We start from the raw sequence: 14,347 nt of genomic DNA on the forward strand, positions 1-14,347 counted from the left end.
AAAAATGAAAACATTTCATTCACTAATTATACTTACATTAGTAACCGGATGTACAACATCAGAATCAAATATTAAAAGTAGAAACATTAATAATAATAATAATAATAGTGTTAATCTAAGTGAAATTACAATGATTGAATTAGATGAAACAAAAGAATTTCCAATTCATACTATTATAAGTTTAACCAATGAAAAGAAACCACATATATCATATACAAAAAAAATAGTAGTGGCTTCATATAATATTAATGATGTAAAAAAACGATGGGGAGAAAGCGCGTTTAAACGAATAGAAAAATCTTGGACAAGAGATTTTTCTGTATCAGATTTAAAATATATTTCTCGTTATGCTGATGGATTAAAAATTTTTGTAAAAAATGAGAAAGAATTTCTATCAGCTCGATCAAATAAAACTTGTAATCATAATAATGTTAGATTTTATATAAAGTCAAAAACAAAGGAAGAAAATAGTTTTACTATTCCGGGTAATCTGTTATGTCAAAAAACTACGATTATGATAGGCTTTAAAAAATTTATCAAAGAAATGAATTCCTTGGTATTAAAATATAAACCAAATTTAAATATGGAACTAGCGGCTTTATAGTTGCAAAGTTGTTAGACCTGACAGGTTTTAAAAACCTGTCAGGTCTTTGGCAATTACATAATTGTAATTTTTTCTATCATTATATTTTTTAATGGTACATTTTGGTATCCATTACGATTTCCAGTTGTTACTTGTTTAATTTTATTAATAACACTCATACTTTTTGCAGTCACTTTACCAAATACCGCATAACCCCATCTCCAACGACTAGCGTTATAATTCAGAAAATTATTATCTTTGACATTAATAAAAAATTGTGCAGTAGCTGAATGTGGATTATTAGTGCGTGCCATTGCAATTGTGCCTATGCTATTTGTTAAGCCATTATTTGCTTCATTACGAATTGGTTTGTGTGTAGCCTTTTTGGTAAAATTTGCTGTAAAACCACCACCTTGAATCATAAAATTACCAATAACGCGATGAAATATGGTGCCATTATAAAAACCTTCTTTTACATAACGCAAAAAATTAGCAACAGTTTTAGGTGCTTTTTCATCATTTAATTCGATAATAATCGAACCTAAATTGGTTTTGATGTTGACTGTAGTAGCATAACTGTTTTGAATGCTTAATAATAGAAATAAAGATATACTAATAATAGACTTCATTTAAAACTCCAAAAAAAATAAAACAGAGATTATATACAAATAATGGATAAAAAGAATGATGAATTATTTCCTTGTGAATTTCCAATCAAGGTAATGGGGATGGTATCAGCAGATTTTGATCTGTTAGTGGTGGAAATTGTGCGTCGCCATTGCCAAGATTTAACAGAAGGCTGCGTTAAAAAACGTACTAGTAGTGGAGGCAAATATATGTCAGTTACATTGACATTTACTGCTGAAAGTCGTAGTCAATTAGACGCTTTATATGCGGAACTTAATCAACACGAAAAAATAAAATTTGTTTTATAACTTGAAATATTTATATTATGGTAGTATAATAAGTAGTTCAGATTGTAACTATCTGTAGGGGACGTCAAGGTTTCGACGCGGGTTACAAAACCTGAAGTGCATGTCGAGGAGCGACACACCTCGTAAATCCAGTCGCAAAACAATGTATAATCGCCAACGACGATATTTACGCTCTAGCTGCTTAGGTAGCTAGCCTCTGACTGAGATTGTGCTTGTACGCTCAGAGTCTAAGTTGTTTTTAGGCATTCAGGGGTCAAATTTTACAAGATCGTAGAAAAATATGTTCAGGGTTTTTCTATTAAACTTACTGGGCTCACCGTTGATTTATCCTGCCTGTCGGATAAATAACGGCTAAATTAAAGATTAGGCTAAACATGTAAATGAGCTAAGGGCGGAGGACTTGCGGACGCGGGTTCGATTCCCGCCGTCTCCACCATTCAATATATAGAACAGATGTAAATCTGTTCTAATCCTTGCATTCTTATCATTCCACCATAATAAATCATATTTTTAATTCTGCTTATTATAATCTTTATGAGTATCGAAAATAGTACAATTGCCTTAGCTGGAATGTATCAAAGCGCGAAATTAGTTCGAGATATTGCTCGGCAAGGTTTGATAGATCAAGAACCATTTGAGGCTAGCCTGAATAGTATTTTAAAAATTGATGCTTCTTCAGTTGAAGATGTTTATGGTGAATCAGTTGCTTTGAAATTAGGTTTGCAAACTTTATGTAAACAATTAGGAACTGGAACTAAGCGAACTTTAGAAATTACCCATTATGTGCTGGGTATGATGATTTTGGAACGTAAGCTTATTAAAAATAATGAGATGCTAGATAAAATACAATCTGGTGTTGAGGCTATTAAAGCAAAAACTGAAACTCTTGCTTTATCTGATCCTGAAATTATTAAAGATTTAGCTACTTTATATACAGAGACTTTAAGCCAATTTAATTTTCGTATTAAAGTCAATGGGGAGCGACGGTTTTTAGATAATCCAAATAATGCTGATAAAGTTAGGGCGTTATTATTAGCTGGTATTCGTTCAGGAGTATTATGGCGACAAATGGGTGGTCATCGTTTGCAGTTGATTTTTTCACGCAAAAAAATGGTTAAGATTGCTCAAGCTTATTTATAATGCCTCCGCCTAAACATTCATTTCCATGATAAAAGACAATGGATTGCCCGGGGGTTACTGCTCTTTGGGCTTGTTTGAAGCTTACTTGGCAAGTATCAGCATCTAAATTTGTAATGATGCAATCTTGATCTGCTTGACGATAGCGGGTTTTAGCACGACATTGAAATGGAGCTAGTGGCGCGATTCCAGATATCCAGTGTATTTGGTTAGCAGTTAATTTATTATTAAATAATAATGGGTGATCATGCCCTTGACCTACAATTAGTAGGTTATTTGTTATGTCTTTAGCTACTACGTACCATGCTTGTCCATTTCCATTGGCTTGTCCACCTATGTTTAAGCCTTGACGCTGTCCAAGTGTATAATACATTAGTCCATCATGTTGCCCTAAAATATGCCCGTCTGGTGTTTCAATGTTACCGGGTTGTGCTGGCAAAAAACGTGATAGAAATTCTTTAAATGGACGTTCGCCAATGAAACAAATTCCAGTACTATCTTTTTTGGCTTGAGTAATTAAATTTGCTTGTGCTGCTAAGTTACGTACTGTGGTTTTTTCTAATTCTCCAATTGGAAATAAGCTACGCGCTAATTGTTGTTGTCCTAATGTATATAGGAAGTAACTTTGGTCTTTTTTTGGGTCTAAGCCTTTTAGTAATTGGTAATTGCCATTGTTGTTAGTGATACGCGCATAATGTCCAGTTGCAATAGCTGTGGCACCTAAATTTAGCGCGTATTCTAAAAATACTTTAAATTTAATTTCGCGATTGCACCAAATATCAGGATTAGGTGTACGCCCTGCTTGATATTCGGTTAGGCAATGAGAGAATACATTTTCCCAATATTCAGTGGCAAAATTGACTGTATGTAATGGTATATCTAAAATATCACATACAGCTTGTGCATCTTTTAAATCTTCAGCGGCACTGCAATAGTTATCATCATCATCCTCTTCCCAATTTTTCATAAATAAGGCTTCTACATCGTAGCCTTGTTGTTTTAGGAGTAAGGCTACGACGGAAGAATCTACGCCACCGGAAATGCCTACTATGATTTTTTTTGAATTTGACATGGTATGATATATTATCCAAGGATTTAGAATTTACATATATAGATGATGTGGAAGATTTGAAGCTTTTACAACAAACAAGACATGAGACAACAATATCATTTGATGAGTATAATTTAGTACAACGAATTACGGGGATAAGCGAATCTTAAATTAACACTTAATTAGTTTATCCACGTAATTCGTTGTACTAATTAGTTAAACATAAGATTTATGTTCTCTACGACGCTTGCCAGCTCGTTGTGTTATCACTCCATGAATTGCATCCAAACCTGAGATATTCAGTGTCGGGTATTTATCATTTAATGGTTTTAGAAAATGTTTATCTTCTTCAATCACTAATTGTCTAAAAATATATTCTTCTTCGTGCATTGCAAATACATAGGAGCCATTTTCTATTACTCCGTCTAGTTCTATAACTATAATATTTCCATCTTTGAATTCTGGTTCCATACTATCACCTAGTACTTGCAATGCTATTGGGTCTTTACCTGTACAATCACTCATATTAAATCTCCTAATCCTGAAAAGCGGCAACTTTGTTGTGAAATCGCCTCTAAAAATATATCTTTATTACCCCAAATACTAACATGACTACGCGCACGACTGATTCCCGTATAAAGTAGTTCTCGTGTTAGCAATGGAGATAGTTTATCTGGCAATACAATGAATACCTGTTCAAATTCAGAACCTTGGCTTTTATGAATTGTCATAGCATAGGCTGTTTCATGTTTTGGCAAGCAATTGGGTGAAAAAGCCCGAATTTCTCCTGTTGCATCTGGAAAAAACGCATTATTATTTAGTATCGTACCCATATCACCGTTAAATAGTTTTAAGCGGTAGTCATTATGAGTTATCATTATTGGGCGGGCATTATACCAATGACTTGTTGTTGCTATTAAACCTTTTCTTCTAAATTCTTCTTCTAGCTGCTGATTTATGAATTCCATTCCATATAATCCACGACGATTTGCGCATAAAATACCAATTTTATTATAATTTTCTAAAATTTTTGCAGGTACAGATTCCAGAAAACAAGGGGAAAAAATATTGCTTATTTGTTCTATTAAATTTGAATCTAAATCATACCACTTTAAATCTGGTTTAGAGTCTAATAGTTCTAAAGCTTTATTCGCTTCGCCCTGTTTAATTGTTTGCGCTAATTGCCAAATGCCGCTATTTTTCTTAAACCGATAATTTTTATTTAAATATACAGTATCTTTGCTATTTTCAGTATGACATAAATCAGCTAACACGGTACCAGTTGCGACTGAGGCTAATTGATCTTTGTCACCAAGCAATATTAAACGCGCTGATTTTGATATATTTTTTGTAATTTTTGCCATTAAGGCTAAATCAATCATTGATGCTTCATCAATAACTATTACATCATAAGCTAATTGCTTAGCAAATAAACGATGTATTGTATAAGATTCTTTAGGAATCAAATCTTTGATTTCGCTACTACAAGCTAACTCTGGTAAAATTTCTCTAATTGTTTCTTGTAAGCGCACTGTAGCTTTACCAGTTGGTGCAGCTAAAGCTATGTTTAATTGAGGATTTTGTTCCAACAATAGAGTTAAAATTTTAACAATAGTTGAAGTCTTACCAGTACCCGGACCACCGGATATTAAGCAAAAATTATGCAATACTGCTGCTTGTGCCGCTTGTTTTTGTTCTTCACTGGCTTTGGAAAATAGACGTAATAAACCATTTTCTAATAAGGCATGGTTTATATCTGTACGTTGCATTGTACGACGACTGCTGATCTGCGCAGCTAATTGTTGTTCATAAGACCAATAACGATGTAAATATAAACGCATTTTATCCAAAATTAAAGGTTTATAATCACCAGCTTGTCCAACTATAGAACAGTTTTTTAATTGTTGTTCCCATGTCAGCAGATTAGGACATAAAATCCTTTCTGTCTCTACCGATTCCAAGGGAAAATATTGTTCAGCTAATTGGCTTAAATCAACACAAGAGGAACCATTACTAGTAAAATGGCTAGTCAGCGCAGCACCTAATAATAAACCATCATTAGTCTCATTAGACAGATCAATGATAAATTTTAGGAATTGAATATCGAGATCAGAAAAAATGTTTTGATCTCTTAAATTATTAATCTTGCTTAACATCTAATTCTACAAATTCTGGGGCTTCATGAGCTAATAAATCATTAATAACATCATCAATTTCCTGTTCAGAGATCATGCCACCATGTACACGTACAGGGCTGCCTGTGCCAGCCGTCATATATAGCATATCTCCGTCACCCAATAAATTTTCGGCACCAATTTGACCTAATACATTTCTTGATTCAGATTCATTATCAACTTTAAATCCAATACGAGTTGGAATATTAGCTTTTATTAAGCCTGTTATAACATTCACGTTTGGATGCTGGGTAGTTAAAATTATATGAATACCTGCCGCTCGTGCTTTTTGAGTTAAGCGAGTAATATCAAATTCAACTTGTTTTTCCACATTAACATTCATAAAATCAGCAAGTTCACTAATAATAATGACAATATAATACAATTTCTCTTCTTGAATTTCTAAAACTTGATTATAGTCATGAATATTTCTAACTCCCATATTTGCCATCAAATGATAACGACGTTCCATTTCTTGAACAGACCATCTGAATACTTCAGGTATTTGTTCTACGTCATTAATTATAGGTGTTAATAAATGTGGTAAGTCTGTATAAATAGATAAATGTTTATTATCTATTAATAAAAAACGAACTAGATCAGGTGTAGATTTATATAAGATACTTAGAATTAAAGTATGAATTACGGTTATATTTTCTTGTGGATTATTACCAGCAATCAAAATATGTGGAATACGGCTTAAATCAATCACCACTGCTTGCCCAGCAACATCTTTACCTAAAGCTACTGTTAATGGAGATGAGTTATCTTGATATTCAGAACTATGAAGTAATTCACTGAAATAAACTATTTGACGTTTTGAATTCAGCATTTCAACATTCAAGGTATTTGCTTGTTGTGTTGCTGCTACATCAATAGTTTTAATATTTAAGACTTTAACTAATGCTTCAGCTAATTCATCAAGATGATTGGTGTTAATATGTGTTATAGTATTAACTTCAAAATTAGTCAATACTGGACCTATATGTACTGCATTAATTTCTGTTTCAATTGTTAAATCGGCAAAAGCTTTCTTCATCCGTTGCGATAACATTTTGGCATTAGGTGATTGAATCAAATGTGGCACTGGTTCTAATAGGTTTAAGGCAGGTAATAGTGCAGATTCTGGCTGAGTCAGATCCACAGTAGCTGCTGGGATTTCATTAGTTACTTCATTAGATTTTTTTTCATAAAGATCATCATGATCTGCATGATCATCTATATCGTATCGTTCACGCTCCTGTTGCCATTGTGAACGACGTTGCTGCCAACGTGTATAAGCGGTTTTTGACCATTTGCTGCTATTTTTAAAAAATACTTTTAACCATTGATTACCTAGTTTTGATCCTTGCTTAGCATGTGTAAACAGCCAAGGTAAGAATTCTTTATCCATATATTTTCTAATTTTTGGTAACCAAATTAAAGTATGATAGCCTAATAAATCCATTAATTTAAGCCATGATAATCCAGTTAATAATGTGACTCCGGTAAAAAATATGGCTAGTAAAATTAAAGTTGCGCCTAAACGATTTACAATGGATACTAAACCATTGCCAATCCATAAACCCAGAATACCACCAGCATGAGTAGGCAATAAGGCACTTTCAACCATAAAATGCACAATAGCTAAACCGCATCCTGCACTCAAAGTTAAGATAAAACCAATACCCGGCACTATTAAACTTTTAGGTTCTGCTAAAATATCATGATGTTTGCCTTGATAAATTATCCAACCAGTATATCCCACCATAAGAGGGAATAAATAGGCAAAATAACCAAATAAATAAAAAAATATATCAGCAAATACTGCCCCTGCTATACCACCTTTGTTATGAATTTCTTCTATAGGGCCATTATGTGACCAACCGGGATCTCCACCGTTATAAGTGACTAAAGATACAAAAAAGTATAAACCTACAAAACAAAAAAAGATTAATACAATCTCTCGTAAACCATGTTCAATAGGTTTATTATTTCTATTATTATTCGATGAATGAATTCTACGATTACTACGGCGTGCTTGTGGATTAGATCGCATCACAAGATCCTTATTAATATTATCATTAAATATATTTTGGCTTTATGAAATAATAAGGATATTAGTGTTACAAAATCACGCGCGTAAGCCTAATACATCCTGCATATCAAATAAGCCGTTATTTTTTTGTGCTATCCAGTGAGCCGCTCTGACTGCACCATTGGCAAATGTCATACGACTAGATGCTTTATGAGTAATTTCAACTCGTTCACCTATATCTGCAAACATAACAGTATGTTCACCAACTATATCACCAGCACGAATAGTTTCAAAGCCAATTGTTTGAGGCTGACGCTCACCAACTTGCCCTTGTCGCCCATAAACTGCACATTTTGATAAGTCACGCCCTAATGTGTCTGCGACTATCTCTCCCATCCGTAAGGCTGTACCTGAAGGTGAATCAACCTTATGACGGTGATGGGCTTCAATGACTTCAATATCAACTTCATTGCCTAATACTTTAGCAGCAATTTCTAATAATTTAAACGTTAGATTTACACCAACACTCATATTAGGGGCAAATACAATTGCAATATCTGCCGCTGCTGCTTTAATTATTTCAATTTGTTCAGCCGAAAAACCTGTAGTGCCAATCACAATACGTTTTTTAGCTGCTTGGCAGCTAGTTAAATGTTTGAGTGTGGCTTCAGGGCTAGTAAAATCAATTAAACAATCAAAGTTATCTATTGCTTGATTTAAATCATTAATTACAGAAATATTATTGTTACCAATTCCCGCTAATTCTCCAGCGTCACTACCAACAAGTGAGCTTTCTGGGCGTTCAAATGCTACACTTAAACTAGCATCATTGGAAATATGGCAGGCTTCTATTAATCGCCTTCCCATTCGCCCACCAGCACCAGCTATTGCAATCTGAGTTGTCATGATTTCATTTCCTCAAAGAATTTTTTAACACCATTTAACCATGAACTTTGTTTGGGGCTATGATGTTTCTTTTCTGACATGGTATTTTCAAATTCTTTTAGTAATTCTTTTTGATCTGATGTTAAATTGATTGGTGTTTCAACAATCACGCGGCAATGTAAATCGCCCTGCGTACCACCTCGTACTGGTTTCACGCCTTTACCACGAATGCGAAATAGTTTACCAGTTTGTGTTTCTGCTGGTATTTTTAAATTGACACGACCATTTAATGTAGGTGCTTCTAGTTCACCACCTAAAGCGGCTGTTACCATACTAATAGGAACTTCACAAAATAAATGATTATCTTCACGTACAAAGATAGGATGAGGCTTAACATTTATTTGTACATATAAATCACCCGGTGGTCCACCATTTACTCCAGCTTCACCTTCACCACTTAAGCGAATTCTATCACCAGTATCTACACCTGCTGGTACTTTAACTGATAAGGTTTTGTGTTCTTGAACAACACCAGTGCCATGACAAGTTTTACAAGGATTAGGGATCAGTTTACCCGTACCCCTACAGTTAGGGCAAGTTTGTTGAACTGAAAAAAAACCTTGTGAAACACGAACTTGACCTTGACCTTGGCAAGTTGAACAAGTTTCTGGATTGGTACCCGGTTTCGCTCCACTACCATTACAAGTCTTACAAGATGCTTGTGTTGGTATGCGAATTTTAACTTCGGTACCAAATACAACTTCTTCAAGTGATAATTTGAGATCATAGCGTAAATCAGAACCGCGATAGACACGATCTGCACCACCTCGCGCTCCACCACCAAAGACAGTATCAAAAATATCACCTATATCGCCAAAACCACCAAAACCACCACCTGCTGGTCCTCCTGCTCCCATAGAAGGATCTACGCCGGCATGACCAAATTGATCATAAGCAGCTCGCTTTTGCGAGTCAGTTAAAATTTCATAAGCTTCTTTAACTTCTTTAAATTTTTCTTCTGCTTGTTGACTATCTGGATTTCGATCTGGATGATATTTCATCGCTAAGCGACGGTATGCTTTTTTTAGTTCGCTTTGAGAAACGTTCTTTTCAACACCAAGAGTTTGATAATAATCACGTTTTGACATATTGTTTTAAGAGTTTTTTATGAGTTCAGAACTATATCTGAACTCTTGCACCGTGCTTAGCTATTATTTTTTATCTTTAACTTCTTCAAATTCAGCATCTACAACATCATCTTTAGGTGTTTTTTCTGCTTTTTTAGCTGCATCAGTAAAACCACCCATATCAACGCCACCAGCGTCTGCCCCACCTTGTTGAGCATAAGCTTGTTGTGCTATTTTACCAGAGAGTTCGGTTAAAGTTTGAGTTTTAGCTTCAATTGCTTCTTTATCATCACCTTTAACAGCTTGTTTTAAATCTTCGATAGCCGCTTCAATAGCTGTTTTATCATTAGTCTCAACTTTATCAGCTAAATCTTTTAAAGATTTGCTAGTTGCATGAATTAAACTATCGGCAACATTACGAGCTTCAACTAGCTCATGGAATTTTTTATCTTCACTAGCATGTGCTTCTGCGTCTTGCACCATTTTTTCTACTTCTTCATCAGATAAACCACTAGAAGCTTTAATAGAAATAGATTGTTCTTTACCAGTGGCTTTATCTTTTGCAGATACATGCAAAATACCATTAGCGTCAATATCGAAAGTTACTTCAACTTGAGGAATACCGCGTGGTGAAGGTGGTATATCGGTTAAATCAAATTTTTCTAATGACTTATTAGCTGATGCTAGTTCACGTTCACCTTGTAATACATGTACAGTAACAGCAGTTTGATTGTCTTCAGCAGTTGAAAATACTTGTGAATGTTTAGTTGGGATGGTAGTATTTTTCGCAATAAGTTTTGTCATTACACCACCCATTGTTTCAATACCTAAAGACAATGGTGTAACATCCAACAATAACACATCTGTAACATCACCAGCTAAAACGCCACCTTGAATAGCGGCACCAATAGCAACTGCTTCATCAGGATTAACATCTTTACGTGGTTCTTTGCCAAACAACTCTTGCACAGCTTCTTGCACTTTAGGCATACGACTTTGACCACCAACTAAAATGATGTCATCAATTTCATTAGCATCTAAACCGGCATCTTTTAATGCAATACGGCATGGTTCTAAACTGCGATCAATTAAATCTTCTACTAAAGATTCAAGTTTGGCGCGAGTTAATTTAATATTAAGATGTTTTGGACCACTGGCATCAGCGGTTACATATGGTAAATTAATATCTGTTTGTTGACTAGAAGATAATTCAATTTTAGCTTTTTCAGCAGCTTCTTTCAAACGTTGTAAAGCTAAAGGATCATTTTTTAAATCAATTGCAGATTCTTTTTTAAATTCATCTACTAAATAATTAATAATTTGTAAATCAAAATCTTCACCGCCTAAGAAAGTATCACCATTGGTTGATAATACTTCAAATTGATGTTCACCATCAATTTCAGCAATTTCTATGATTGAGATATCAAAAGTACCACCACCTAAATCATAAACAACAATTTTAGAATCACCACGTTGTTTATCCATTCCATAAGCTAAAGCAGCCGCTGTAGGTTCATTGATAATACGTTTTACATCTAAACCAGCAATACGACCAGCGTCTTTAGTGGCTTGACGTTGTGAATCATTAAAATAAGCGGGTACAGTAATAACTGCTTCATGGATTTCTTCACCTAAATAATCTTCAGCAGTTTTTTTCATTTTCATCAAAGTACGAGCTGAAATTTCAGGTGGTGCCATTTTTTTACTATTAACATCAACCCAAGCATCACCATTATCTGCTTTAACGATTTTATAAGGCACCATGTCAACATCACGTTGAACAACCTTATCATTAAATTTACGTCCAATTAAACGTTTAACTGCAAATAAAGTATTAGTTGGATTAGTGACTGCTTGACGTTTAGCTGCTTGTCCTACTAAAACTTCATCATTATCATTTGTATAAGCAACAATTGATGGGGTAGTACGCCCACCTTCACTATTTTCAATAACGCGAGTAGTTTTACCTTCCATTACTGCGACGCAAGAATTAGTGGTTCCTAAATCTATACCTATAATTTTAGCCATATTTATGTTCCTTTTAATTGATTAGTTTAAATTTTATTAAATAACTCGCGGTTATATAAGGTCTTATCCTTGATTGTCAATAGCTTTAGCAACAATGACTCTTGCAGGGCGTAATAATCTATCGTGGAGTTTATAACCTTTTTGATGTACGTGTAATATTGTACCGTCTTCAACATTTGGTAGTGTTTGCATTGACATTGCCTCATGTTGTTGAGGGTCAAATTTTTCGTCGGTAGGATCTAATTCAACTATGTTAAATTTTGACATTGCATCAAGTAACATTTTTAGGGTTAAATCCATACCCTCACAAACACTATCAAGTTGAGTTTCTGGTTTTTGTGCGGCTTCCAAGCCTAATTCCATAGTGTCTTTAATACTAAGTAATTCGATTGCAAGTTTTTCTACCGCATATTTATGTGCATTTTCTAAATCACGTTTAGTACGTTTTTCTAAATTGTCATATTCGGCTTGTTTACGAAGTAAACTATCCCAATGCTGTTCTGCTTTTTGTTCTGCTTCATGTAATTTCTTGGTTAAATCTTCAGTTGTTACTGTAGATTCATGAATTTCAGAATGTTCTTGTGGCTTTTCTTCTTCTGTTGTTTTATTTTCTTCAGTCATAGCGTAATATAATGATAAGATTAAAGCTGATGAATGGGGATATTTTTACAATCGTTCAAGTTTTGTGAAACTGTAATATAAATTATGTTTAAAAATATAGGAATTATCGCTAAACGTGATCACATTCATATCAATGAATATTTATCTAAAGTATTAACTTTTCTGAATGAACAAAATTTAAATATTTTTAATTTAAATTCAAAGACTGAGATTGAAAGCTTAGGTAGTAGTTGTGATTTAGTAATTGTGATTGGTGGCGATGGCACTTTATTGCAAGCGGCGCGTTTATTAGCACAATATAAGGTTTATTTATTAGGTATAAATTTAGGACGTTTAGGATTTTTAGCTGATATTTCACCTACAGAAATTGAAAAATCTCTTGATGAAATTTTAAATGGAAAATTTATTGAGGAAAAACGCTTTTTAATTAGGGCTAAGGTTTATCGTGAAAATAATTACCTTTGTGAATGTAATGCTTTAAATGATATTGTAATTCATCGTGGTAATATGCCACATTTAATAACATTTGAGACTTCAGTTAATAAACATTTTGTAAATAAGCAAAGTGCCGATGGTTTAATAGTATCAACTCCAACAGGTTCAACAGCTTACGCTTTATCATCAGGTGGTCCTCTTATACATCCAGCTTTAAATGCCTTACTATTAGTAACAATATGTCCACATACACTAAGTAACCGCCCACTTGTATTTGATGGCAATAGTGAGGTAGAAATAATTATAGATCCATTAGCGCAATTAAATTGTGATGGTATTTTATATCATGAATTAGAACAAGGAGATAAGATCATAATTGAAAAGCATCAAGATGTAAGTTTAATTCACCCACAAGGCTATGATCATTATGCTACTTTACGTGCTAAATTAAATTGGGGGTGATTAAGTCTTAAGATTTTTAATTCCTACATCATTTCCCATTCAAATGAATCAATATTTTTATCTTCAGGATTAAATTCGACTCCTACCAAATAAATAGCGGCTGGTTCATCTTGATATTTTTCAAAATAACGCCGCTGTTTTATTTGTTCTAAAACCTTCTCCGGCTGATTTATCAACTTAAATTCTATAATATCAAAACTACCTAATAAATTTTCAGTAGTTTTAATGTTTTCTAAATTTGGTAGGAAATATTGTTTTTGTTGAATTAATTTGACTAAAAAGGAAGGTGTTGCGGTTTCAAACCAATAATTTCTAAGATTTTTATATTTTAAATAAAGCAAAACCTCAAATGGATTATAAACAGATGTTCCTAAAAAATTATAACCATTATACCAACGCCTCAACAAATCAAAATCAACACCTTCTAATCTATCAAAAAAGATGTCTTTGATTTCAGTTTCTTCATAACCACAAATAGAAGCATAATCATAAATTAAACTAATATCATCTAAATTATTCAAACCACTAAACAAACTAACTTTAGAAAATTTAGTAACAAATACAAATTTTAACCACTCGTCACAATCTTTTATTACTGAATATAGGTTTTTTAAACCTTCTCTCATTTTTATAGCTAATTCAGTGTTGTAAAACTTCTTCAGTGATTGAAAGTCCATAATTTATGGCATTTTTTCTAATTAATGCCTGAATGCTTTTATCCAAAACTTCACGACTTTCTATTACTCCTCCACCAAAACTTATATGAATCACTGGATATTTAATATCCAAATTCCAATTTGTTTCTAAAAACAAACCTTTGAAATACTTTTTTTCTGCCAAAAAGGCTTGTTTTAAAGTATCTATAAGTAGAGGCACCTATTGGTAATGTTTT

At 33.6% G+C, this 14,347-nt stretch carries 15 protein-coding genes and 1 other RNA gene; 5 read left to right on the forward strand and 11 right to left on the reverse strand.

The window, feature by feature from the left end; all coding sequences use genetic code 11:
- Positions 1–4: 4 nt before the first annotated feature.
- Positions 5–604 (forward strand): hypothetical protein, encoded by a 600-nt coding sequence (locus tag BHU68_RS02000; RefSeq protein WP_069469774.1) that lies wholly within the window; start codon positions 5–7, stop codon positions 602–604.
- A 53-nt stretch (positions 605–657) separates the two neighbouring features.
- On the opposite strand, the gene BHU68_RS02005 is transcribed toward BHU68_RS02000, so the two are convergent.
- Entirely contained in the window at positions 658–1,212 is a 555-nt protein-coding gene (locus BHU68_RS02005) for a peptidylprolyl isomerase (protein WP_069469775.1), read from the reverse strand.
- Positions 1,213–1,254: 42 nt separating this feature from the next.
- Between BHU68_RS02005 and BHU68_RS02010 the strand changes: the two genes are divergently transcribed.
- The 3 genes from BHU68_RS02010 to hflD all read left to right on the forward strand — a co-directional run bounded on the left by BHU68_RS02010 (position 1,255) and on the right by hflD (position 2,658).
- Positions 1,255–1,518 (forward strand): HP0495 family protein, encoded by a 264-nt coding sequence (locus tag BHU68_RS02010; protein ID WP_069469776.1) that lies wholly within the window; start codon positions 1,255–1,257, stop codon positions 1,516–1,518.
- A gap of 57 nt (positions 1,519–1,575) precedes the next feature.
- Positions 1,576–1,954: a transfer-messenger RNA gene (gene ssrA, locus BHU68_RS02015) on the forward strand.
- A gap of 98 nt (positions 1,955–2,052) precedes the next feature.
- Positions 2,053–2,658 carry a high frequency lysogenization protein HflD gene (hflD, locus tag BHU68_RS02020; protein ID WP_069469777.1) on the forward strand — a complete coding sequence of 202 codons (606 nt, stop codon included), beginning with the start codon at positions 2,053–2,055 and terminating at the stop codon, positions 2,656–2,658.
- On the opposite strand, the gene mnmA is transcribed toward hflD, so the two are convergent.
- The 8 genes from mnmA to grpE all read right to left on the reverse strand — a co-directional run bounded on the left by mnmA (position 2,633) and on the right by grpE (position 12,558).
- Entirely contained in the window at positions 2,633–3,727 is a 1,095-nt protein-coding gene (gene mnmA / locus BHU68_RS02025) for a tRNA 2-thiouridine(34) synthase MnmA (protein ID WP_069469778.1), read from the reverse strand. The genes hflD and mnmA overlap by 26 nt on opposite strands.
- A 195-nt stretch (positions 3,728–3,922) precedes the next feature.
- On the reverse strand, positions 3,923–4,231 hold the full coding sequence (locus BHU68_RS02030; RefSeq protein WP_069469779.1) for a S24 family peptidase: 309 nt from the start codon (positions 4,229–4,231) through the stop codon (positions 3,923–3,925).
- Positions 4,228–5,862 (reverse strand): exodeoxyribonuclease V subunit alpha, encoded by a 1,635-nt coding sequence (gene recD / locus BHU68_RS02035; RefSeq protein ID WP_069469780.1) that lies wholly within the window; start codon positions 5,860–5,862, stop codon positions 4,228–4,230. The genes BHU68_RS02030 and recD overlap by 4 nt, the downstream gene beginning before the upstream one ends.
- Positions 5,846–7,918 carry a DNA translocase FtsK gene (locus BHU68_RS02040; RefSeq protein ID WP_069469781.1) on the reverse strand — a complete coding sequence of 691 codons (2,073 nt, stop codon included), beginning with the start codon at positions 7,916–7,918 and terminating at the stop codon, positions 5,846–5,848. Before BHU68_RS02040 ends, recD begins: the two co-directional genes overlap by 17 nt.
- Positions 7,919–7,993: 75 nt before the next feature.
- The gene (dapB, locus tag BHU68_RS02045; RefSeq protein ID WP_069469782.1) at positions 7,994–8,803 is read right to left on the reverse strand and encodes a 4-hydroxy-tetrahydrodipicolinate reductase; all 810 of its coding nucleotides are present in this window, start codon (positions 8,801–8,803) and stop codon (positions 7,994–7,996) included.
- Positions 8,800–9,930, reverse strand: coding sequence for a molecular chaperone DnaJ (dnaJ, locus tag BHU68_RS02050; protein ID WP_069469783.1), 1,131 nt, complete (start codon positions 9,928–9,930; stop codon positions 8,800–8,802). The genes dapB and dnaJ overlap by 4 nt, the downstream gene beginning before the upstream one ends.
- A gap of 63 nt (positions 9,931–9,993) precedes the next feature.
- Positions 9,994–11,937, reverse strand: a complete 1,944-nt coding sequence (dnaK, locus tag BHU68_RS02055; RefSeq protein ID WP_069469784.1) for a molecular chaperone DnaK — start codon at positions 11,935–11,937, stop codon at positions 9,994–9,996.
- Positions 11,938–12,000: 63 nt separating this feature from the next.
- Positions 12,001–12,558 (reverse strand): nucleotide exchange factor GrpE, encoded by a 558-nt coding sequence (grpE, locus tag BHU68_RS02060; RefSeq protein WP_069469785.1) that lies wholly within the window; start codon positions 12,556–12,558, stop codon positions 12,001–12,003.
- 84 nt (positions 12,559–12,642) lie between these two features.
- On the opposite strand from grpE, the gene BHU68_RS02065 reads away from it, so the two are divergent.
- Positions 12,643–13,455, forward strand: coding sequence for an NAD(+) kinase (locus BHU68_RS02065; protein WP_069469786.1), 813 nt, complete (start codon positions 12,643–12,645; stop codon positions 13,453–13,455).
- A gap of 23 nt (positions 13,456–13,478) precedes the next feature.
- Here BHU68_RS02065 and BHU68_RS02070 read toward each other — a convergent pair whose 3' ends face one another.
- Together BHU68_RS02070 and BHU68_RS02075 are read right to left on the reverse strand one after the other, a co-directional pair.
- Positions 13,479–14,132 (reverse strand): AAA family ATPase, encoded by a 654-nt coding sequence (locus BHU68_RS02070; RefSeq protein WP_083234224.1) that lies wholly within the window; start codon positions 14,130–14,132, stop codon positions 13,479–13,481.
- Positions 14,095–14,331 (reverse strand): AAA family ATPase, encoded by a 237-nt coding sequence (locus BHU68_RS02075; protein WP_069469788.1) that lies wholly within the window; start codon positions 14,329–14,331, stop codon positions 14,095–14,097. The genes BHU68_RS02070 and BHU68_RS02075 overlap by 38 nt, the downstream gene beginning before the upstream one ends.
- Between the last annotated feature and the right edge of the window lie 16 nt (positions 14,332–14,347).

Source organism: Candidatus Marithrix sp. Canyon 246, from assembly GCF_001723685.1.
Lineage (GTDB): Bacteria > Pseudomonadota > Gammaproteobacteria > Beggiatoales > Beggiatoaceae > Marithrix.

What these genes read in the sequence shown, in the direction of transcription:
- BHU68_RS02070 (WP_083234224.1), bottom strand. Translation starts at nt 14,132, where the DNA reads ATGGACTTTCAATCACTGAAGAAGTTTTACAACACTGAATTAGCTATA.
- dnaJ (WP_069469783.1), bottom strand. Translation starts at nt 9,930, where the DNA reads ATGTCAAAACGTGATTATTATCAAACTCTTGGTGTTGAAAAGAACGTT.
- mnmA (WP_069469778.1), bottom strand. Translation starts at nt 3,727, where the DNA reads ATGTCAAATTCAAAAAAAATCATAGTAGGCATTTCCGGTGGCGTAGAT.
- BHU68_RS02040 (WP_069469781.1), bottom strand. Translation starts at nt 7,918, where the DNA reads ATGCGATCTAATCCACAAGCACGCCGTAGTAATCGTAGAATTCATTCA.
- dapB (WP_069469782.1), bottom strand. Translation starts at nt 8,803, where the DNA reads ATGACAACTCAGATTGCAATAGCTGGTGCTGGTGGGCGAATGGGAAGG.
- recD (WP_069469780.1), bottom strand. Translation starts at nt 5,862, where the DNA reads ATGTTAAGCAAGATTAATAATTTAAGAGATCAAAACATTTTTTCTGAT.
- BHU68_RS02005 (WP_069469775.1), bottom strand. Translation starts at nt 1,212, where the DNA reads ATGAAGTCTATTATTAGTATATCTTTATTTCTATTATTAAGCATTCAA.
- BHU68_RS02030 (WP_069469779.1), bottom strand. Translation starts at nt 4,231, where the DNA reads ATGAGTGATTGTACAGGTAAAGACCCAATAGCATTGCAAGTACTAGGT.
- grpE (WP_069469785.1), bottom strand. Translation starts at nt 12,558, where the DNA reads ATGACTGAAGAAAATAAAACAACAGAAGAAGAAAAGCCACAAGAACAT.
- hflD (WP_069469777.1), top strand. Translation starts at nt 2,053, where the DNA reads ATGAGTATCGAAAATAGTACAATTGCCTTAGCTGGAATGTATCAAAGC.
- BHU68_RS02000 (WP_069469774.1), top strand. Translation starts at nt 5, where the DNA reads ATGAAAACATTTCATTCACTAATTATACTTACATTAGTAACCGGATGT.
- BHU68_RS02010 (WP_069469776.1), top strand. Translation starts at nt 1,255, where the DNA reads ATGGATAAAAAGAATGATGAATTATTTCCTTGTGAATTTCCAATCAAG.
- BHU68_RS02065 (WP_069469786.1), top strand. Translation starts at nt 12,643, where the DNA reads ATGTTTAAAAATATAGGAATTATCGCTAAACGTGATCACATTCATATC.
- dnaK (WP_069469784.1), bottom strand. Translation starts at nt 11,937, where the DNA reads ATGGCTAAAATTATAGGTATAGATTTAGGAACCACTAATTCTTGCGTC.